Raw genomic sequence first — 19,916 nt, forward strand, 5'->3', positions numbered from 1 at the left:
ACCATGAACCCGACCGTGCTGGAGTCCGTCACCCGCCCACGCAGGACGTGGCGCGAGCTCGGCGGCGGCGCGAAGCTCGCCGTGTACACGCGCCTGTCCATGCAGTTGATGGTCGCCATGTTCGGCGTCCTCGCCGTCGTTCTCCCGCTGGCCGTCGCCGGCCAGGGGCCCACGCTCAGCCTGTGGCAGCAGGCCCTGGTGGCCGGGTCGGGGCTGGTGCTGACCGTCGCGGCCCTGCTGGTCGTGGAGCGGCGCCCGGAGTTCAACACCCGTCCGCGGCGTCCCACCGGACGGCTCGTGGCCGCGACGGGCGCGGCCACCGCGGTCGTCTGGACGCTCGGCGTCCTGCTGTACGTGGCGGGTTCGTCCACCACGGCGGTGACGGGGCTGTGCCTGGTGTTCATCGCCATCATCGTCGCCCCGACGGCGGTGCTGCCGTGGCTGCCGTGGCGCTGGACGCTCACCCTGGTGCTCTCGGCGGCGACGTCGGTGCTCATGTGGGACGAGCTGGAGTGGCTGCCGTTGTTCTTCGGGACGTTCCTGATGACCACCGTGGTGGCCTCGGCGTGGACGGTCAACATCGCCAAGCAGCTCGACCGCGCCCGCCTGACGGACGCCGCCCTGCAGGTCAGCGAGGAACGGCTGCGGTTCTCCCAGGAGCTGCACGACACCCTCGGTCAGCGTCTGGCGGCGATGTCGTTGAAGGCGGAGCTGGCGCGTGCGCTGGTCGCGCGCGGCGACGAGCGTGCCGACGGTGAACTCGCGCAGCTCCAGGAGCTGGCGCGGACCTCCGTCACCGAGATGCACGAGGTGGTGGACGGCTACCGGGCGGTCAACCTGTCCACGGAGGTCGACGGCGCGCGGCAGCTGCTGCACAGCGCCGGCGTCCACCTGGACGTCGACGGCGACCCCACGACGCTGTCCGAGCCGATGCGCGAGCTGGCGGCGTGGCTGGTGCGCGAGGGGACGACGAACGTGGTGCGTCACTCCTCGGCCACGCGCGTGCGGCTCGACTTCACGCCCGGGTCGGCCGAGGCGGTGACGATGAGCAACGACGGCGTGACCCGCGGCATCGAACGGCTGTCGGGCCTGGCGGGGATCCGGCGTCGCGCCGAGCCGATCGGCGCGGAACTCGTCGCCGAGCGCGACGGTAACGTCTTCCGCGTGACCCTTCGCCTGCCCGGTGAGTAGAGAAAAAGGAGCAACCATGAGTGCAGAACCCGTCCGGGTGGTCGTCGTCGACGACGAGTCCCTCGTCGCCAGCTCACTGTCGACCCTGCTGTCGCTGGAGGACGACCTCGACGTCGTCGCCACCCTCGGCTCCGGCGAGGAACTGCTCGACTGGTGCCGGACGCACCACGCGCCGGACGTCGCCGTCACCGACCTGCAGATGGGCGGCATCGACGGGGTGGAGACCGCCGCCAGCCTCCCCGAGGGCGTCGCCGTGCTGATCGTCACCAGCCACGGGCGTCCCCGCCAGCTCAAGCGGGCGCTGGCCGCCGGCGTCGCCGGTTTCGTGCCCAAGACGTCCTCCGCCGCGGAGTTCGCCACCGCGGTGCGCACCGTGCACGCCGGACGCCGCTGCCTCGACCCGGAGCTCGCCGCCCAGGCGATCGGCGCCGGCGAGTCGCCGCTGACCGAGCGCGAGACCGAACTGCTGGAGGTCGCCGGGCAGGGCGGCTCCGTCGAGCAGATCGCCGAGACCGTGCACCTGGCGGCGGGCACCACCCGCAACTACCTGTCCTCGGCGATGTCGAAGACGGGGGCGGCCACGCGTTTCGAGGCCTGGCGCATCGCCCGCGACCGTGGCTGGTTGTAGGGGGCCGGTTGTGAGCTTCGCTATGCGGGGCGGCGGCGGCACGCTTTCCCTCGTAAACTGGTCCGCATGACCCTGAGCCAGCCCGACACCCCCGCGACAACGACCGCCGAACCCTTCATCTCCGCCACCGACCTCTTCGAGGGCAGCAGCCGTGGCGAGCGGATGATCGTCCTCGACTCCGACTGGGAGTGGGGCGAGCACGCCGCCTGGAACCTGTACGTGACCAGGCACATCCCCGGTTCCTTCTTCTGCGACCCCGGCACCATGCTGTCCGGCTCGCCGTCGGCGACCGCCGGGCGTAACCCGCTGCCCAGCCGGGCCGTCCTGCAGCACTTCGTCGACGACTGGGGCATCCAGCCCGGCGTCCCGGTGCGTATCTACGACCGCGGCGGGCTGATCTACGCCGCCCGCGCGTGGTGGATCCTGCGGTGGGCGGGCGTCACCGACGTGCGCGTCCTCGACGGCGGGACGCCGGCCTGGCTGGCGGCCGGCGGCGACATCGCCGCCGGTATCGGCTGCCTGCGTGGACGCGGGACGTTCGAGGTCCTCGCCGGTGGCGCGCCGAGCATGCCGACGACGTCGCTGGACGAGGTGAAGGAGATCTCCGCCGCGGCGTCCACCGGGGCGGCGGCACCGCTGCTCATCGACACCCGTCCGGCGGACCGCTTCGAGGGACGCCGCGAGCGGCTGGACCGTCGCGCCGGCCACATCCCCGGCGCGATCGGCGTCCCGGTCGCCGAGCTGCTCGACGACGGCCGCGTCCCGTCCCCCGAGGTCGTGCGTGGGCGTCTCGCCGAACACGGCATCACCGGCGACGACGTCGCCGCCGAGACCGTGGTCTACTCCGGGTCGGGCGTGAGCTCGGCCCTGTTCATCGCGCTGATGGAGCACGCCGGGCTGCCGGTGGCGCGCCACTACGTGGGTGGATGGTCGCAGTGGTCCTCCGACCGTTCGCGTCCGGTGGCGTTGGGGTAGTCTCAGGAAAGGAAGAACTTTTCTGGACGAAATAACGCGGTTATGCCCCGACGCGTGTGCCTCACGTTCTATCCTTTGGCCACCGACGCTCATCACCGCAACGGACCGGGAGGCAACATGGAGGACGCAGGGAAGTCAGTGACCGGGTCCGTCTCGGGGTCCGTCTCGGGGTCCGTCTCGGGATCTGTCGCCGGGGCGGGGACCGGCACGCTCGACGTGGTGACCCCCATGCCCGGCACCGTCGCGCCACTGTCGGCCGTGCCGGACCCGCTGTTCGCCGCGGGCACGGTCGGGCCCGGCATGGCGGTGGTCCCGGACCCCGGGGTGGAGTACGTGACCGTGTGCTCGCCGGTGGCCGGCGTGCTCACCCGGCTGATGCCGCACCTCTTCCTCGTCACCACCGACGGCGGGCTGCCGGTCCTCGTGCACATCGGGATCGACACCGCGCAGCTCGACGGGCAGGGCTACTCCACCCACGTCGAACAGGGCACGCGCGTGCAGGTCGGCCAGCGGGTCACCACCTACGCACCCTTGTCCATCGGGCGGCTCGGCTTCGACCCGATCGTGGCGGTGGTGATGATGCAGCAGGACGGTGGCGTCGAGGAGGGGCTCATGCCCGGCGAACCGTCCGAGCCAGGGGACGTGTTGTTCCGGTTCTGAAGGTTTACCCCTATGCTGGGGGGATGCTCCGCCGTTTCACCACCGTGTCGTGTGTCCTCCTGATGCTCCTGGGAGTCACCCGTCTCGGCGACAGGGTGGACCCGCAGTGGGGGGAACTGCTCTTCTACGGCTACTTCGGGGTGCTGTTCCTGCTGATGCTCGGCGGTATCGTGTTCACCGAGCGCGGCTACTTCGGCCCGGCGCGGCACCCCGTCAACCGCGTGTTCGTGGGGCTGAGTTGGGCGGGCACGATCGGCGCACTGGTGCTGATGCTCGAACTGGTGCTGGGCAACGCCATGTTGCTGTGGGTCAACGTGATCGCCAGCGCGAGCATGTTCACCGGCATCGTCGGCGCCGCGGTGGTGGCGCTGTCCGCCAGGCCGTGGCGCGACCTGTTCTACTCGCGCAGGCCGTGATGTCGGCCTGAGCTCGGCCTTGAGTTCGCCTTGAGCTCGCCTACAGCCCGTGTTTGGCGGCGATGATCCCGCCCATCGTGTCGCGCGGCAGCAGCCGGGCGGCGGGGAAGGCGAACCGTGCGCTCGACCCGGTGGCGTAGAGCGGGCGGGGCCGGGCGTCCGAGACCGCCCTGAGGATCTCACCTGCCACCGGTTCGGCGGTGATGCCGTCGGCCTCGTTGTTGTTGAGGTGGGTCAGCATCGTGGCGAACTCCTCGGCGTAGGGGCCGTGGTCGTCGACGTAGATGGTGCGACGCTCGGAGAGCCCGGTGTTGATCGCACCGGGTTCCATCACGCTGACCCCGATGCCGAAGCGGGCGACCTCGCGGCGTGCGGAGAAGGCGAAGGCCTTGATGGCCGCCTTCGAGGCGCCGTAGCTGCCGCGGTAGGCCAGCGGGAAGCTGCCGAGCATGGAGCCGACGAACACGATGCGTCCGCGTCGGGCGGCTCGCATCTGCGGCAGCAGGGCCTGGGTGAGTTCGACGTGCCCGATCACGTTGACCTGGAAGAGCCTCTCCAGGGCGTCGCGGGGGAGCTCCTCGAGCGGGCCGTTCTGGCTCTCCCCGGCATTGTTGACCAGCACGGTGACCGGGCCGGCGCCGATCTTCGCCAGCTCGTCCGGCACACCGGCGATGGAGGTGGGGTCGCCGAGGTCCAGGGGGATGAGTTCCACACCGTCCGGCGTGTTCGCCCGGGCGGCCTCCGAGCCGGGGTCGCGGGAGGTGCCGATGACCCGGAACTGCCGTTTCACCAGTTCTTTCGCCGTCGCGGCACCGATGCCTGAGGTGGCTCCGGTGACCAGGGCCGTGTCACCCTGACGTGGCACGGGCAGCTTCGGGGCGCGGAAGCGGGCGAGGACACCGGGCGCGGACGTTTTCTTCATGCAACCAGTGATACCCCTTCGGCGGTGCGTCCGTCAGGATATGCCGATGACGCAGTTCCCTGGCGTGCTCGTGGTGCCGGACGCCGAGACCTCGATGCGGTCCAGGTCGCCGTTGAAGATCTCGGCTCCCGTCGAGTATGTCGTCGCGGTGACCTCGAGTTCGAAGGTCGTGTCGGTGGTGGTGCCGTCATTCTCGACGTAGGTGATGTCCACCGTGTCGCCGGGTTTGCCGTGGTAGGTGACGTGCGGCGTGTTCTTCTCGTGGTCGATGTCGATGACGCCCGGGTCACAGGCGCCGTCGGCGTCGGACGCCCCGAGCACGGGCGCGTCGCCGTCGCGCGGCGCGGCGTCCTCATCCGTGCCGGACGTGTCGTTCTCGCCGGACGCCGTGGCGTCCTGCGTCGTAGCGTCCTGCGCCTGTTCGGAGTCCCGGGCCGACGGGGTGCAGGCGCAGAGCGCCGCCGCGGCGGCGAGCGCCAGGGTGGTGAGCGTGGTCTTCTTCATCGGGCCTCGGAGAGTGGAGAGCGGGGGAGGGTTGCCGGAATCGTAGGTGGCGTCCTGTCGGGCGTCAATCGCCGCGCGGCACCGACCCCGCGCCACGTGCCGGATCCGCCCTTTCCACGGCACGCGCGGCCCGAATCCGGCACGCGACGCGGGGTTGCCTCGCCCACCCCGCCCACACCCGCACCCCACCCGCGATCCGGCCGTTTGTGGTGTGCCACGCCACAGCCGCGGTTATACTGACCGCGAAACGTCCACAACTGAATCCGCCGTTCGCAGCCACTGTGGGAGAGGCCGGCACCAGCACCGGCCGCCGTAGGAGCAACACCTCCCCGTCGACACTCTCAGGCACCAGCACCATTGTGGCGAGGCAGCTCTGGAAAGAGCCGGTCACCGTCGTCCGTGACCCGGCCGCCGAAGGAGAAAAAGCTCTCAGGCACCATCGACAGAGTGGGGAGGGAGTACACCCGTGTCCGCACCACAGCACACACAGGAAGAGACCCCCTGACACATGGCTACGCCCCACGACGCATTCCCGAACCGTCATATCGGCCCTGACGCGGCCGCGACCGCGGAGATCCTCAGCACGCTCGGCTACGGCAGCACCACGGAGCTCGCCGCCGCGGCCCTGCCCGCCAGCATCGCCCAGCAGGGCCCCATCGGCCTGGCCCCGGCGCTCGACGAGACCGAGGCGCTGGCCACGCTGCGTGGTTTCGCCGCGAAGAACACGGTGAAGAAGCAGCTCATCGGCGCCGGCTACCACGACACGGTCACCCCGGCGGTGATCCGTCGCAACGTGGTGGAGAACCCGGGCTGGTACACCGCCTACACGCCGTACCAGCCGGAGATCTCGCAGGGCCGCCTGGAGGCGTTGCTGAACTTCCAGACGATGGTCAGCGACCTCACGGGCCTGCCGGTCGCCGGTGCGTCCCTGCTGGACGAGGCGACCGCCGTCGCCGAGGCCGTGCAGATGATGGCGCGGGTGAACACGAAGGCGGCGAAGAAGGACGGTGTCGTCCTGCTGGACGCCGCCCTGCACCCGTCGAGCATCAACATCACGCGTGCGCGTGCCGCGGCGGTGGACATCGCGGTGGAGATCGTGGACGTCACCGCCGAGCAGATCGCCGCACGGCAGGACGCGCTGATCGGCGTGGTCGTGTCGAACCCGGGCACCACCGGCGGGTTGCGCGACGACCTCACCGAGGTCGTCGACGCCGCGCACGCGCAGGACGCCCTGGTCACCGTGGCCTGCGACCTGCTGGCGCAGGTGCTGGTCACCTCGCCGGGTGAGTCGGGTGCGGACATCGCGGTGGGTTCGGCGCAGCGTTTCGGTGTGCCGTTGTTCTTCGGCGGCCCGCACGCGGCGTTCCTGGCCTGCCGGGAGTCCATGCAGCGTAAGCTGCCGGGCCGCATCGTGGGTGTGTCGGTGGACGCCGAGGGCACCCCGGCCTACCGCCTGTCGCTGCAGACCCGTGAGCAGCACATCCGCCGCGACAAGGCGACGTCCAACATCTGCACCGCCCAGGCGCTGCTGGCCGTGGTGGCCAGCTTCTACGCCGTCTGGCACGGCCCGCAGGGCCTGCGAGAGATCGCCACGGCGGTGCACGGCCGGGCGACCGCGCTGGCCGTGGGCCTGTCTGAGGCGGGCTTCGCCCTCGCCCACGACCGTTTCTTCGACACGGTCACCGTGCAGGTGCCGGACGCCGCGGCGACCGTCGCCGCCGCCTGTGGGGCGGGCTTCAACCTGCGCCACGTCGACGAGAAGCACGTCGGCATCTCCGTCGGCGAGTCCACGACGGACGCCGACGTCGCCGAGCTGCTCGCCGTCGTCGCCGGCGCGCGTGGTTCGGTGGCCACGGCGTCCTTCACCGCGCAGGACGGCCCGCTGGCCGACCTGCTGCGCACCGACGACATCCTCACCCACCCGGTGTTCCACTCGGTGTCCTCGGAGACGCAGATGATGCGCTACATGCGTCGTCTGGCCGGGCGAGACCTTGCGCTGGACCGCACGATGATCCCGCTGGGCTCGTGCACCATGAAGCTCAACGCCGCGGTGTCGATGGAGCCGATCACCTGGCCGGAGTTCGCCGGCATCCACCCGATGGTGCCGGAGGACCAGGCCACCGGCTGGCTGGAGCTCATCGACGACCTGGAGGACCGGCTGGCGAAGATCACCGGCTACGCCGCGGTGTCGGTGCAGCCCAACGCCGGCTCGCAGGGTGAGCTCGCCGGCCTGCTGGCGATCCGTCGTTTCCACGTCGCCAACGGCGACGACCAGCGCACGCTGGTGCTCATCCCGGCGTCCGCCCACGGCACGAACGCCGCGTCCGCCGCCCTGGCCGGGCTGAAGGTCGTCGGCGTGAAGAACGCAGACGACGGCTCGATCGACCTCGACGACCTCGACGCGAAGATCGCCAAGTACGGCGAGCAGATCGCCGGCATCATGATCACCTACCCCTCCACCCACGGGGTGTTCGAGGAACACGTGCGCGACGTGTGCGCGAAGGTGCACGACGCCGGCGGCCAGGTCTACATCGACGGGGCGAACCTCAACGCCCTGGTCGGGCTGGCGCAGCCCGGTGAGTTCGGCGGCGACGTCAGCCACCTGAACCTGCACAAGACCTTCACCATCCCGCACGGCGGCGGCGGCCCGGGCGTGGGCCCGGTGTGCGTGGGCGAGCACCTCGTGCCGTTCCTGCCGTCCGACCCGTGGGCCGACGTGACCGTGGAGCCCGGCGTGCAGGAGGGGCGCCCGGTCTCCCAGGCGAACCAGGGTTCCGCCGGCGTGCTGCCGATCTCGTGGACCTACATCGCCATGATGGGCGACGAGGGCCTCACCGAGGCCTCGCGCATGGCGCTGGTCAACGCCAACTACATCTCCCGCCAGCTCGCCGACAGCTTCCCCACCCTCTACACCGGGGAGAACGGCCTGGTCGCCCACGAGTGCATCCTGGACCTGCGTGAGCTGACCAAGCAGTCCGGCGTGACCGCCGCGGACGTGACCAAGCGCCTGATGGACTTCGGCTTCCACGCCCCCACGCTGGCTTTCCCGGTGGCGGGCACGCTGATGGTGGAGCCCACCGAGTCCGAGGACAAGGACGAGCTGGACCGCTTCATCACCGCGCTGCGCACCATCCGCGCCGAGATCGACGAGGTCATCGCCGGGGACGTCGCGGTGGAGGACTCCGTCCTGCGCCACGCGCCGTTCACCGCCACCTCGGTGGTGCGCGACGACTTCGCCGACGCCGTCTCGCACGGCCACTTCTCCCGCGAGAAGGCCGCCTTCCCGGTGGCGTCGCTGCGTCGCGACAAGTACTTCCCGACCGTGCGCCGCATCGACGACGCCTACGGCGACCGCAACCTGATGTGCTCCTGCCCGCCGCTGGAGGACTTCGACATCGAAGCTGCTACCGAGAGCGAGAACTGATGACCAAGCACACCGCACTGCACCCGGTCCACGAGAAGCTCGGCGCGAAGTTCACCGACTTCGGCGGCTGGGACATGCCCCTGAAGTACGACAAGGAGCTCGAGGAGCACCGGGCGGTCCGTGAGGCCGTGGGCGTCTTCGACCTCTCGCACATGGGCGAGGTCCGGGTCACCGGGCCGGACGCCGCGGCCTTCCTCGACCACGCCCTGGTCTCGCGCCTGTCGGCGGTGAAGGTCGGTAAGGCGAAGTACTCGATGATCTGCACCGCGGACGGCGGCATCATCGACGACCTGATCACCTACGTGCTCGCCGACGAGGAGTACCTGGTGATCCCCAACGCCGGCAACGCCCCCGCCGTCGCCGAGGCGTTGCGCGAGCGTGCGGAAGGCTTCGACGTCACGCTCACCGACCAGACCGACGACATCTCCCTGATCGCCGTGCAGGGCCCGCAGGCCGCCGCGGTGATGCTGGAGATCGTCGAGGCGGTCACCGACGCCCCCGAGGCGTCCGGCGCGGGAGAGACCGTGCAGGACGCCGTGGGCGGGCTGGGCTACTACGCCGCCTTCCAGGGCACCGTCGCCGGCGTGCCGGCGATTATCGCCCGCACCGGCTACACCGGTGAGGACGGTTTCGAGATCTTCGTGGAGAACGGGACCGACGGCGCACAGGCGACCGCCGTGTGGGACGCGGCGCTCGCCGCCGGTGCCCCGCACGGGGTGCGCCCCTGCGGCCTGGCGGCGCGCGACACGCTGCGCCTGGAGGCCGGCATGCCGCTATACGGCAACGAGCTGAGCCTGCAGCTCACCCCGGTGGACGCCGGGCTGGGCATCCTCGCGGCGACGAAGTCCAAGGAGGAGTTCGTCGGACGCGACGCCATCGTGCGCGCCAAGGAGGAGGGCACGAAGCAGACGCTCATCGGCCTGGTCGGCGAGGGACGCCGCGCGGCGCGAGGCGGCTACGAGATTCAGGACGCCGAGGGCGTCCGGCTCGGCGAGGTCACGTCCGGCGCACTGTCGCCGACACTGGGCCACCCGGTGGCGATGGGCTACGTCGCCGCCGAGGCGGCCGCCGAGGGCGGCGTGGCGTCCGTGGGATCGACGGTGACCGTCGACATCCGCGGCAAGGCCCACCCCTACACCGTCGTTGCGCTGCCGTTCTACACGCGCCAGAAGTAACATCCACCCTGACTGCACCACCCTGACTGCACTTTTCGACTGCACCATTGTTCTGAGGAGAACCCCATGACTGCACTGCCCACCGACCGCCTGTACTCCGAGGAGCACGAGTGGGTGAACGCCACCTCCGTCGCCGCCGGTGACACCGTGCGCGTCGGCATCACCCACATCGCCGCCGAGGCGCTGGGCGAGATCGTCTTCGTCGAACTTCCCGAGGTCGGCACCGAGGTCGAGGCCGGCGAGCCCTACGGCGAGGTCGAGTCCACCAAGTCCGTGTCCGACATCTACGCCCCGGTCTCCGGCGAGATCACCGCGGTCAACGAGGGCCTCGAGGACAACGCCGGCGTGATCAACGACGACCCCTACGGCACCGGCTGGCTCTACGAGGTGGCGGTCTCTGAGGCCCCCGCCGACGGCGAGCTGATGGACCACGAGGCGTACGCCGCCGACAACCAGTAGGGGCCGGAGCGGGCCGGACTTCTCGTGATCGTTTCGCTCGCCGCCACTGCAGGGCGGTGTACCGGTGATCGGGGTCCGGGGGACGCCGCGTGCCGGTGGTTCCCGGCTACACCGTCACCTCGTTTATGCTTGGCATGATGTCTTTCGCCGTCCTCGTCCTTCTGCTCGGGCTCGCGCTGCTGGTTCTCGCCGCGGGCCTGTTCTGGCGTGCGTCGAAGGGCCCCTCCCAGACGCACGCACCGGCGCCTGTCCCCGAGCAGGTGCCGGACCCCGCACCCGCCCCGACCGCGGATCCGGTGCAGGACGAGTCGACCGAAGACCTGCAGGACGACCTGCCGGAAGAGGCGCAGGACGCCGCACCGGCGGCGCACCCGGAGCCGGAACGTGAGCCGGAGGCTATCCCCGAGCCGGCCACGGAGCCGGAGGCGGAGCCCATCCCGGAATCCACGCAGGACACCGCTGACACGACCGGCACAGGCGGTACCGCCACCTCCACCGACGCCGCGGCGTCGTCCAACGGCCTGTTCGCCGGGCGTCGTTCGCGACGACAGTGGGCGCAGTCCCACGGCTACGAGTACGCCAAGGAGGACCGGTACCTGCCGGGGGAGTGGCCGGACAGTCTGATGACGCTGATCAGCGCCGACGCCGTCACCGGGTCCGCGGCGACCGTGGCGCGCGACCTGGTCTCCGGGTTCACCGGCGGCCACCAGTTCCACCTCGCCGAGGTCAACGGGGTGACGGTGGTGGCGTTGCGTCGGGAGTTCTTCTCCCCGGTGCGCGTGCACCTGTCCGACACCGCCGGCATGCCCGCCGGGATGCGTCACTCCGAGCTCTGCGACCGTCCGCCGTACACCGGCTACTCCACGGACAACCGTGCACTGGACCGGATGCTGGACAGCCGGGTGGAGGGGGCGTTGCACGCCCTGGCAGGCTCGGTGTCGGACATCGCGTTCAGCTCCACCTGGGTGGCGTTGAAGATGGGCCGCAGGACCGACCCGCCGATCTGGGACCACGTGCTGGTGCAGGGGCGTGCGCTGGTGGACGCCTCGCGGGTCCTGCCGCCGCGCGTGACCTCGGTCGAGCTCGACCTGAGTGGTGCCGACCCCACGCGTCCGCGCGTGCGTGCCGCGGCTGCGGCGTCGGCGGCGACTGCGGCGGAGGCCACCGAGGCGCAGGACGCCGGGTCCGCCGCGTCCGGCGAGCGCCAGGCCCCGGCGCATCGCGGGCACCTGCGGGCGGTGCCGGACGCGGCGCGTCGGGCGTCCTCCGCCGAGGGCGCGGAAGGCACGGACACAGGCTCAGCCACAGACGCCGTCTCCGACGTCGACGTGGAGGCCGCCGGCACGGACGGGGACACCGGGCGTCCGCGGATGGAACGCTCGAGCACCCCGGTGGACTTCCCCACGCGCTCGCAGGGACAGACGATGGGGGACACCTCGTCGTTCCCGGAGTACCCGGAGGACGGGGACGCCCCGGACGGAGCCGCGCCGGACCCCGACCCGATCCCCGCGGTCGGGGAGGATCCTGACCACAGCCGTACGGCGTCCGGTGGCGGGCCGCGGGTGATCCGCACCGCCGAGCAGCGCTCCACCATCTTCGGCGAGGACCCGGCCGACAGTGACACCGGCGCAACCGGTGCCACCACCTCCGCCGAGGTGGACATCCTGGGTACTGCGGAGCAGTCCTCGCGGGGGCGCCACCGTGCGCCGTCGGCCCGCCACGCCCGCCACATCGGTGAGTCGGGTGAGTACCCGGAGGTCGACGCGGAGGTCGTCGACCCCGAGGACACCTGAACCCCGTAAGATCCACACCGGACATACCCTCCCGATAACCCACGCAGATAGTTAGGACGCCTCCATGAGCACGCCCACCGTCAACGCCGACAAGTTGCAGCGACTCGCCGAGCTGGTCACCGAACTCTCCGTCGTCCGCGGCCGGGTGACGCTGTCCTCCGGCAAGGAGGCCGACTACTACGTCGACCTGCGCCGCGCCACGCTGCACCGCGAGTCCTCGAAGCTCATCGGTGAACTGCTGCGCGAGCTCACCGCCGACTGGGACTACGTCGCCGTCGGTGGGCTGACCCTGGGGGCCGACCCGGTCGCCACCGCCGTGATGCACGCCGGTGACGGGGTGGACTCCTTCGTGGTGCGCAAGGAGACCAAGAAGCACGGCATGCAGCGTCGTATTGAGGGCCCGGACATCGAGGGCAAGCGCGTGCTGGTCGTGGAGGACACGACCACCACCGGCAACTCGCCGCTGACCGCCGTCGCCGCGGTGCGTGAGGCGGGCGCGACCGTGGCCGGTGTGGCCACCGTCGTCGACCGCGCCACCGGTGCGAAGGACGTCATCGAGGCCGAGGGCGTGGAGTACCGCAGCCTGCTCGGCCTGGAAGACCTGGGCCTGGCCTGATGTCGCGCGCCCGGAACTCGCCGTGGCGCGCGGGCTACCTCGCCGCCGGTGCGGCCTCCGTGGTCGCCGCCGCGGCGGGACGTCGCGGTGACCGGGCGACCAGGCTGGTCAAGCCCGCGCTGATGCCGTTGCTCGCCGGGCACGCCTGCACGCGCGCAGGACGTGGCGGTGGTGCCGGACGCCTGCCGGTGGTGCTCGCCGGGTTGGCCGGCGGGCTGCTGGGCGACGTGGTGCTCATGGGCGAGGCCGGGCGCAGTGATGACGCCGCCACCCGTGCGCGCAACCTGAACCTGGGTTCGGCGGCGTTCAGCGTGAACCAGGTGGCCTACATCGTCGAGCTGTGGCGACGCGGGCACCGTCCGCGCCGTTCGACGGTGGCGTTGCGGCTGCCGGTGCTGGCCTCCGGGATCGTCACCGCGGCGAGCGGTGCGCCGGCCGCACTTCCCGCGGCCGCGGGCTACGGCTCGGCGTTGGCGGCGACGTCCGTGCTCGCGTCCGACCCGCAGGTCGGGGACGCTGACGCGCGTGCGGACCTCTCCGGGGTGGGCCTCGGCGGCAACCTCTTCGTCCTGTCGGACGGGCTGATCCTGGCGCGTCTGGCGTTCCTGCGTGGTGACTCGCCGCTGGTGCGGCGCCTGGACGGTGTGGTCGACGGCCTGGTCATGGCGACCTACGTGGCCGCGCAGCTGCTGATCGTCGAGGGACTGACAGGACGAGAGAGGTGACCGGCCCCACGGAGTGGTTCGATCATCCGGTCGGCGTGGGCCCCTGGGAGCAGGAGTACCCGGGTGTGCCGGTGCCGGAGGACGCGCACTTCGACCCGGAGCTGCTGGCGAACGGGGACCGTCGCAACGTCGTCGACGGGTACCGGTACTGGCGTCTGGAGGCGATCGTCGCCGACATCGACTCGCGGCGTCACCGGCTGCACATCGCGATCGAGAACTTCGAGAACGACTCCAACATCGGCACCGTGGTGCGCACCGCCAACGCCTTCGCCGTGGACACAGTGCACATCGTGGGCCGGCGGCGGTGGAACCGGCGCGGGGCGATGGTCACCGACCGCTACCAGCACCTGATGCACCACCCGGACACCGACTCGGTCACCGCCTTCGCCCGCGAACACGACCTGACGGTGGTGGCGGTGGACAACACCCCGGGCTCGGTGCCCCTGGAGACCGCCCGGCTGCCCGAGCGGTGCCTGCTGCTGTTCGGCCAGGAGGGCCCGGGCGTGACGGCCCAGGCGCAGGACGCCGCGGCGTTGACGGTGTCGATCGCGCAGTTTGGTTCGACCCGCTCGATCAACGCCGGGGTGGCGGCCGGCATCGCCATGCACACCTGGGTCCGCCAGCACGCGGACCTGGGAAACGCATGGTGAAGTTCTGCTGACGGTCCGTGAGAACCATTGGCAGGGCAGGGGATAAAAGGTATGCTCATATCGTTTTGAACCAACTTATGAGAAAGTTCGCTGCTTAATGAGCAATTCCTCCGCCCCCGCCAATGCCGCAGACACCACTGACGCCACCGCCGCCGACCAGGCCTCGGCCGACACGTCCGCCGAGGGACGTCGCGGCGGACTGATCCTGCTGGCCACCGGTGCCGTGCTGACGGTTCTCGGCGTGATCGTCGCCCTCGTGGCCGGTTCCGACGCCACGGTGGCGATCCGTCGTTCGGAGATGGGGGTGTGGGCCATTCTGCTGCCGGGTGTCTTCGGAATCCTCGTCGGCATCTACGGCTACACCGTGCGGCAGGCCTACCAGGCCAAGGGGGCGGGCAAGGCCTTCATCGTCGTCTCCGTGCTGGTGGCGCTGCTCTTCCTGCGCATGGCCTACAGCGCATTCTGAGCCGTGCACGCCTGACCCTCCGACGTTAAGGACATCAGTGCCCCTCTCCACACTGACCTCCGCCCAGTCCTCCCTGCGCCCGACCGGAATCGGGTGGTGTGGCCGATGAGCGACCGGGAGTTCATCCTGCGCAAACTGGCGACCAACCTCGGCATCCTCGTGCTGATCATCGCGGTCGTCGCCGTCCCGTTGCTGTCGCTGCGCGCCGTGGCGGCCGAGACCGGAACCTTCTCCGGTGACCCGGAACGCGAGCTCACCGTGCTGAAGGACGGGGCGTCCGACGGTGCTGCCGGCGTCACCGGTGACGAGATGGACATCATCGCCGACATGGACGACGTTGACACCGTGACCGTCGGCGACGGCGCCGGCATCCACGCCGACACCGCCGGCGAAGTCGACGGCGACGGCTGGAACGGGCTGGTCTACGAGTACCGGCCTTCGGCCCGGCCGGACGGCGTCTCCGACGGCTTCTCGCTGGAAGGCGACCAGATCCTGGCGCCCGACTCCCTCGACGGGCACGACTTCACCGCGGACCTCGGCCGCGACATCGGCGTCTCCTCCACCGTCAAGACCGGTGAGTCGACCGGCACCTCCAAGAGCTCGTCGATGCTGGTCGCCGGCACGTACGCTGAGACGCAGGCCGGTCTGCCGCCCAATGCCTTCTTCGGTTCCCACGACCTCGTGGTCTCGTTGCTGGCGAAGCGTGAAGGGGTCAGCGAGCGGGAACTGACGAGTGACGTCGGGTTCGACACGGTCGCCGTCACCGTCGCGCAGGACGGCGACGCCGACGCCGTGGTGTCGGCGTTGGAGAGCCGGGGGTACTCGGCCGGTGCGGACAAGGACCGGCCCGGGGGCGTCCTCGGGGCACTGACGGGGGCGCCCGTGCTCGTCGCCGTCGTCCTGTTGTCGTTCATGCTCGTCGTCGGCATGCTCGCCACCGGCGCTGCGCGCCCTCCGTCCACGCGTGCCGGTGTGGTCGGCGCGGGTGCGCGCGGTGCGGTGGCCGGGGGACTGGCCGGCGCGGCGGTCGGGGTCGGGGTGGTCACCACCGTGGTGGGGGTCGACAACCTCGTCCCTGACATCCTGGTGGTCGCCGTGGGCACGTTCGCCGTCCTGGTCACACTGGTGTTGGCGGTGTCGTGGACGTCGGTGCTCGTGTCGGAACGACGGTACGGGGAGCTGGGGTCCAGGGGGCATTGAGCCTCAGGGTACGGTTATAACGAGGTTTTATTTCACAGAGTTAAGGATGCCCCGGTTCCCATGATCCGTCGTTTCACCACGCCCCTGTCCCTCGCCGTCCTCCCGTTGGCGGCCTCGTTCGCGCTTGTGTCGTGCGGTTCCGACGACGCCACGGCGTCCGACGAGACCACCGCCGCCGTCGAGGTCCCGGACGCCGGCCAGCCGGCCTCCGGCGCCCCGTCCGACCTGATCATCGATGACACCCTGACCCCGGAGGGCTACGAGTACACCCCGCCGGCAGCTGAGGGGGAGCCCTCGCTGGCGGAGATGCTCAGCGAACTCTCCGACAATCCGGAGCTCGCCGACGCCGAAGGTCTCGTCGGTGGCCAGGCGCTCGGTGAGGTCGCCATCGCCGACCCCTTCCAGTGCACCGGTCTGGCCATCGACGGACTGACCGTCATGGACTGGATGTTCCGTCCCGCCGGTTCCACCGCCACCGCCGGCTACACCCTGCTGGACAACGACGAGGACGGTGTCTACGTCATGGTCACCACCGACGAGGTGGACCCGCAGACCTTCCCGGCGGACGTCTCCGAGTGCGCGGAGTTCACCCGCGAGATGGCCGACGAGACCGACAACACCCTGCAGCACTACTCCGCTGAGCCGGTGGACGTCACCGTCGAGGGTGCGGACGTCCTGGGTGCGGCCCGGGTGACGATGACCGGGGTCGACCTCAACGGCGAGCCCATCGAGGGTGAGGGTGTCGGCGAGTCCCTGACCACCGTGACCGCCACGGTCAACGGTGTCACCTACACCATCGCCGCGTCCGACGCGACGGGCACGGAGCTGGTCAGCAGCCTGGCGTCCGCACAGGCGCAGCGCATCGCCGCGGCCAACGTGTGACCCGGCATTTCCGTTGACGGGATGCTGTTTACGCAGTTCATGGAGGGTGTAGCGGGGAATATTCGTTCCCGTGGCCGCGCGGTACGGTCACTGGCGACGTTGCCACCTCCTCCAAGTTAAGGATGCTCATGGTTCCCATGACCCGTCGCTACCGCACGCCCCTGGCCCTCGCCGCCCTCCCGCTGGCGGCCTCGTTCACGCTCGTGTCCTGCAGTTCCGGGGGCGCCGAGATCGCCGCGGACGAGGCGACGCCGCAGGACACGATGGAGAACCGGCCGGCCTCCGACACACCGTCGGACGTCCTGCTGGACGGGTCGAGCGCCCCGGAGGGGTACTCCTACGAGGCGCCCGATCCGGCGGACATGGCCGAGCTCGCGAAGTTCTTCGACGGCGAGGAGGACGCCCCGACCCAGGCGACGACGCCGCCGCAGTGCGCCGGCCTGGCGGTCGACAGCGGGTTGCTGATGGAGTGGATGCTGGAGCCGACCGACCGGACCGCCGTCGCGTCCTTCACGCTCGACGGCGACGACGAGTCCGGCGTGTTCGTGTGTGTGACCAGGGGGACGCCGCAGGACGGCCTGCCGGACGCCGCGGAATGCGGCGAGTACTTCCGGGACATGGACACCGAGATGGGGACGATGGAGAAGTACTTCGTCGCCGAGCCCGTCGACGTGGAGCTCGACGACGTGGACGAGCGGACGGCCGCGGACGTGACCGTCACCGACCTGCTCCTGGGCGGCGAGGAGCTCGACTCCGAGGCGGTGGGGGAGACCGTTCTGTTCGTCGCCGCCACCGCCAACGGCTGGACGGTGAACGTGATCGTCGCAGGTGAGGCGGATGAGGAGCTGGCCCTGGCGCTGGCCCAGGAGCAGGTCGACCGGATGCGCGTCGTGTAGGACCGGTTGCGTACCGCCCGGTACACTATGTACTGTACCGGTTGGAACACAAAGGCGTTCGCCTGAACTGTTCCACGCTGCGGCATCCGCCTTGGCGTGCGTCAGCACAGAACGGGAGAACCGTGCCGGAGGCAACCACGCCACAGGTAACGAGGCCACTGATCTGCGCCACGGTGCGGTCCTACCTCGACGGCATCAACAACGGCGGTGGGCGGGACGTCCTCGCGCTCTTCGCCGAGACGGCGACGGTCGAGGACCCGGTGGGTTCCGACGTCGTCGCGGCGTCCCGCTGGTACGCCGAACCGCTCGACCCGGCGGTCCGCGTCCGGCAGGTCGCCCCGGTCTCTGTGTCGTCGGACGCGCGTGCGGCTGCCGTGGCCTTCGAACTCCGGATGCCGTGGGATTCACGGCAGGTGAGCGTCGACGTGGTCGACGCAATGGAGTTCGACGAGCACGGAAAGATCACCTCACTGCGGGCCTACTGGTCACCGCAGGACATCCCGTCCGAGAACAGCCAGGAGAACACCATGCCCACCACAGTCCATGCATCCGATCTTCCAGACTCTCCACACTCTCCCCCGACCGCACTCGGCACATGGTCGTGGGGCGCCGGCAGCGTCGGCGGTGACGAGGTCTTCGGCAACCACCTGGACGAGGGCCAGCTGGAGGAGGTCGTCGCCACCGCCTTCGACAAGGGGTTCACCCTCTTCGACACGGCCGCCGTCTACGGCGAGGGAAGCTCCGAGCGCATCCTCGGCACACTGCTGGCACCGTACGACCGTGCCAGCTACCGGTTGTCGACGAAGTTCACCCCGCAGCTCGCCGGCCCGGAGAGCAACGCCGTGGAGGCGATGCTCGAGGGCAGCCTGGAGCGGCTGCGCACCGACCACGTCGACATCTACTGGATCCACAACCCCGCCGACGTGGAAAAATGGACCCCGCAACTCGCGCCGCTGGTGAAGGACGGTCGGGTGGGCAGCGTCGGGGTGTCCAACCACAACCTGGAGGAGATCACCCGTGCCCGGGAGATCCTCGCCGCCGAGGGGGTGGAACTCGCCGCGGTGCAGAACCACTACAGCCTGATCTACCGCGCCTCGGAGGACGCCGGCATCCTGGACTACTGCCGCCGCAACGGCATCACCTTCTACTCCTACATGGTCCTCGAACAGGGGGCGCTGACCGGGAGGTACGGCGCGCACAACCCGTTGCCGGAGGGCAGCTACCGGGCGGCGACGTACAACGACATCCTCCCGAAGCTCGGCGAGCTCACCGACGCTCTCGTGGCTGTCGGCAAGGAGCACGGGTCCCGCGGTTACTCGGCGGCCGAGGTGGCCACGGCGTGGGCCTTCGGCAAGGGGACGGTCCCGATCATCGGCGCGACCAGGGCGAGGTACCTCGACTCGCAGGAACGCGCGGCGGAACTCTCACTCACCGTCGATGACGTCGAACGGCTCGAACGACTCGGCAAGGCGGCCAGTGTGGACACCCGTGGCTCCTGGGAGAACCCGATGGCGTAGGTGCGACCACCGCACCCCACGACGATAACCGTCCGGCGCAAAGGCCGTCCGGACTGAATAAAAGGAGGTTGACATGGTTGACATCAACGGAGCAGTTGTCCTGGTGACCGGGGCGAACGGAGGGCTGGGGTCGGAATTCGTGACGCAGGCCCTCGCACGCGGGGCGTCGAAAGTGTACGCAACCGCCCGACATCCCCGGGAGTGGGACGATGAGCGCATCGTCCCGCTGACGTTGGACGTCAATGACATCGACTCGATCACGTGGGTGGCTGAACGCGCCTCCGATGTGACGGTGCTCGTCAACAACGCCGGTGTCTCTCCCCGGACGCCCCAGCTCATGGAAACCGGGATAGCGGAGTTGAACCGGGTGATGGCGACGAACTTCTTCGGTCCCGTCCTGGTGACGCAGATGTTTTCACCGGTTCTCGCCAAAGCGGAGTCTCCTGCCGTCGTCAATGTTCTTTCGGCGGCGAGTTGGAACTCAGTGGGCGGGATCTACAGTGCGTCCAAGGCGGCGTTCTGGTCAGCGAGCAACTCCTCCCGGGTGGAGCTCGGAAAGCTCGGAATCCACGTCCTGGGGGTTCATGCGGGATTCATCGACACTCCGCTGTCTGCGAACATTCCCCTGCCGAAAATCTCCGCCTCCAGTGTCATCGACGACACCTGGGATGCCCTGGAGCGTGGGGACTACGAAGTCCTCGTCGATGAGACGTCACTCAAGGCCCGCAGGGAATTGTCCGGGGACATCTTCGAGCAGTACCCGGAACTGGCCGACCTGCACAGCGAACCGGAGCTGTGATCCTCTCCTCCGACAGGA

At 70.1% G+C, this 19,916-nt stretch carries 20 protein-coding genes and 1 riboswitch; of the genes, 18 read left to right on the forward strand and 2 right to left on the reverse strand.

Going from position 1 to position 19,916, the window contains the following annotated elements; translation table 11 throughout:
* Positions 1 to 3 precede the first annotated feature (3 nt).
* The 5 genes from ACT3S3_RS03960 to ACT3S3_RS03980 all read left to right on the forward strand — a co-directional run bounded on the left by ACT3S3_RS03960 (position 4) and on the right by ACT3S3_RS03980 (position 3,870).
* Positions 4 to 1,191, forward strand: a complete 1,188-nt coding sequence (locus ACT3S3_RS03960; protein WP_441579077.1) for a sensor histidine kinase — start codon at positions 4 to 6, stop codon at positions 1,189 to 1,191.
* A gap of 16 nt (positions 1,192 to 1,207) precedes the next feature.
* Positions 1,208 to 1,819 (forward strand): response regulator transcription factor, encoded by a 612-nt coding sequence (locus ACT3S3_RS03965; protein ID WP_301443117.1) that lies wholly within the window; start codon positions 1,208 to 1,210, stop codon positions 1,817 to 1,819.
* 66 nt (positions 1,820 to 1,885) lie between these two features.
* A complete protein-coding gene (locus ACT3S3_RS03970) occupies positions 1,886 to 2,794 on the forward strand; it encodes a sulfurtransferase (protein ID WP_301443116.1) in 909 nt (302 codons plus the stop codon).
* Between the two features lie 117 nt (positions 2,795 to 2,911).
* A complete protein-coding gene (locus tag ACT3S3_RS03975; protein ID WP_444626309.1) occupies positions 2,912 to 3,454 on the forward strand; it encodes a PTS sugar transporter subunit IIA in 543 nt (180 codons plus the stop codon).
* Positions 3,455 to 3,477: 23 nt separating this feature from the next.
* A complete protein-coding gene (locus ACT3S3_RS03980) occupies positions 3,478 to 3,870 on the forward strand; it encodes a hypothetical protein (protein WP_301443114.1) in 393 nt (130 codons plus the stop codon).
* Between the two features lie 40 nt (positions 3,871 to 3,910).
* Here the strand turns inward: ACT3S3_RS03980 and ACT3S3_RS03985 are convergent, their stop codons facing one another.
* The gene (locus ACT3S3_RS03985) at positions 3,911 to 4,792 is read right to left on the reverse strand and encodes an SDR family oxidoreductase (RefSeq protein ID WP_301443113.1); all 882 of its coding nucleotides are present in this window, start codon (positions 4,790 to 4,792) and stop codon (positions 3,911 to 3,913) included.
* Positions 4,793 to 4,825: 33 nt separating this feature from the next.
* Positions 4,826 to 5,296, reverse strand: a complete 471-nt coding sequence (locus ACT3S3_RS03990; protein ID WP_441579076.1) for a hypothetical protein — start codon at positions 5,294 to 5,296, stop codon at positions 4,826 to 4,828.
* Between the two features lie 363 nt (positions 5,297 to 5,659).
* Positions 5,660 to 5,752: riboswitch (glycine riboswitch) on the forward strand.
* Between the two features lie 52 nt (positions 5,753 to 5,804).
* Between ACT3S3_RS03990 and gcvP the strand changes: the two genes are divergently transcribed.
* From gcvP to ACT3S3_RS04055, 13 genes are all read left to right on the forward strand, one after another.
* Complete coding sequence (gcvP, locus tag ACT3S3_RS03995) at positions 5,805 to 8,720, forward strand: aminomethyl-transferring glycine dehydrogenase (protein WP_301444019.1); 2,916 nt, start codon at positions 5,805 to 5,807, stop codon at positions 8,718 to 8,720.
* Positions 8,720 to 9,895: a glycine cleavage system aminomethyltransferase GcvT gene (gcvT, locus tag ACT3S3_RS04000; RefSeq protein ID WP_441579449.1), complete on the forward strand. Its 1,176-nt coding sequence runs from the start codon at positions 8,720 to 8,722 to the stop codon at positions 9,893 to 9,895. The genes gcvP and gcvT overlap by 1 nt, the downstream gene beginning before the upstream one ends.
* A gap of 66 nt (positions 9,896 to 9,961) precedes the next feature.
* A complete protein-coding gene (gene gcvH / locus ACT3S3_RS04005) occupies positions 9,962 to 10,354 on the forward strand; it encodes a glycine cleavage system protein GcvH (RefSeq protein ID WP_301443534.1) in 393 nt (130 codons plus the stop codon).
* Between the two features lie 137 nt (positions 10,355 to 10,491).
* Positions 10,492 to 12,147, forward strand: coding sequence for a hypothetical protein (locus ACT3S3_RS04010; protein ID WP_301443533.1), 1,656 nt, complete (start codon positions 10,492 to 10,494; stop codon positions 12,145 to 12,147).
* Positions 12,148 to 12,211: 64 nt separating this feature from the next.
* On the forward strand, positions 12,212 to 12,763 hold the full coding sequence (pyrE, locus tag ACT3S3_RS04015; RefSeq protein WP_301443532.1) for an orotate phosphoribosyltransferase: 552 nt from the start codon (positions 12,212 to 12,214) through the stop codon (positions 12,761 to 12,763).
* Positions 12,763 to 13,488 (forward strand): lysoplasmalogenase family protein, encoded by a 726-nt coding sequence (locus ACT3S3_RS04020; RefSeq protein WP_301443531.1) that lies wholly within the window; start codon positions 12,763 to 12,765, stop codon positions 13,486 to 13,488. The genes pyrE and ACT3S3_RS04020 overlap by 1 nt, the downstream gene beginning before the upstream one ends.
* Entirely contained in the window at positions 13,485 to 14,138 is a 654-nt protein-coding gene (locus tag ACT3S3_RS04025; RefSeq protein ID WP_301443530.1) for a TrmH family RNA methyltransferase, read from the forward strand. Before ACT3S3_RS04020 ends, ACT3S3_RS04025 begins: the two co-directional genes overlap by 4 nt.
* A gap of 97 nt (positions 14,139 to 14,235) precedes the next feature.
* On the forward strand, positions 14,236 to 14,604 hold the full coding sequence (locus ACT3S3_RS04030; protein ID WP_301443529.1) for a hypothetical protein: 369 nt from the start codon (positions 14,236 to 14,238) through the stop codon (positions 14,602 to 14,604).
* A 105-nt stretch (positions 14,605 to 14,709) separates the two neighbouring features.
* Entirely contained in the window at positions 14,710 to 15,804 is a 1,095-nt protein-coding gene (locus ACT3S3_RS04035) for a hypothetical protein (RefSeq protein WP_441579450.1), read from the forward strand.
* A gap of 60 nt (positions 15,805 to 15,864) precedes the next feature.
* Positions 15,865 to 16,686, forward strand: coding sequence for a hypothetical protein (locus ACT3S3_RS04040; RefSeq protein ID WP_441579451.1), 822 nt, complete (start codon positions 15,865 to 15,867; stop codon positions 16,684 to 16,686).
* A gap of 128 nt (positions 16,687 to 16,814) precedes the next feature.
* Entirely contained in the window at positions 16,815 to 17,582 is a 768-nt protein-coding gene (locus ACT3S3_RS04045) for a hypothetical protein (protein WP_301443656.1), read from the forward strand.
* Positions 17,583 to 17,704: 122 nt separating this feature from the next.
* On the forward strand, positions 17,705 to 19,099 hold the full coding sequence (locus ACT3S3_RS04050; RefSeq protein ID WP_444626311.1) for an aldo/keto reductase: 1,395 nt from the start codon (positions 17,705 to 17,707) through the stop codon (positions 19,097 to 19,099).
* Between the two features lie 73 nt (positions 19,100 to 19,172).
* Positions 19,173 to 19,898: an SDR family oxidoreductase gene (locus tag ACT3S3_RS04055; protein ID WP_301443654.1), complete on the forward strand. Its 726-nt coding sequence runs from the start codon at positions 19,173 to 19,175 to the stop codon at positions 19,896 to 19,898.
* Positions 19,899 to 19,916 lie beyond the last annotated feature (18 nt).

Origin of the sequence: Corynebacterium sp. AOP40-4SA-5 (assembly GCF_052377355.1) — a bacterium.
GTDB lineage: Bacteria > Actinomycetota > Actinomycetes > Mycobacteriales > Mycobacteriaceae > Corynebacterium.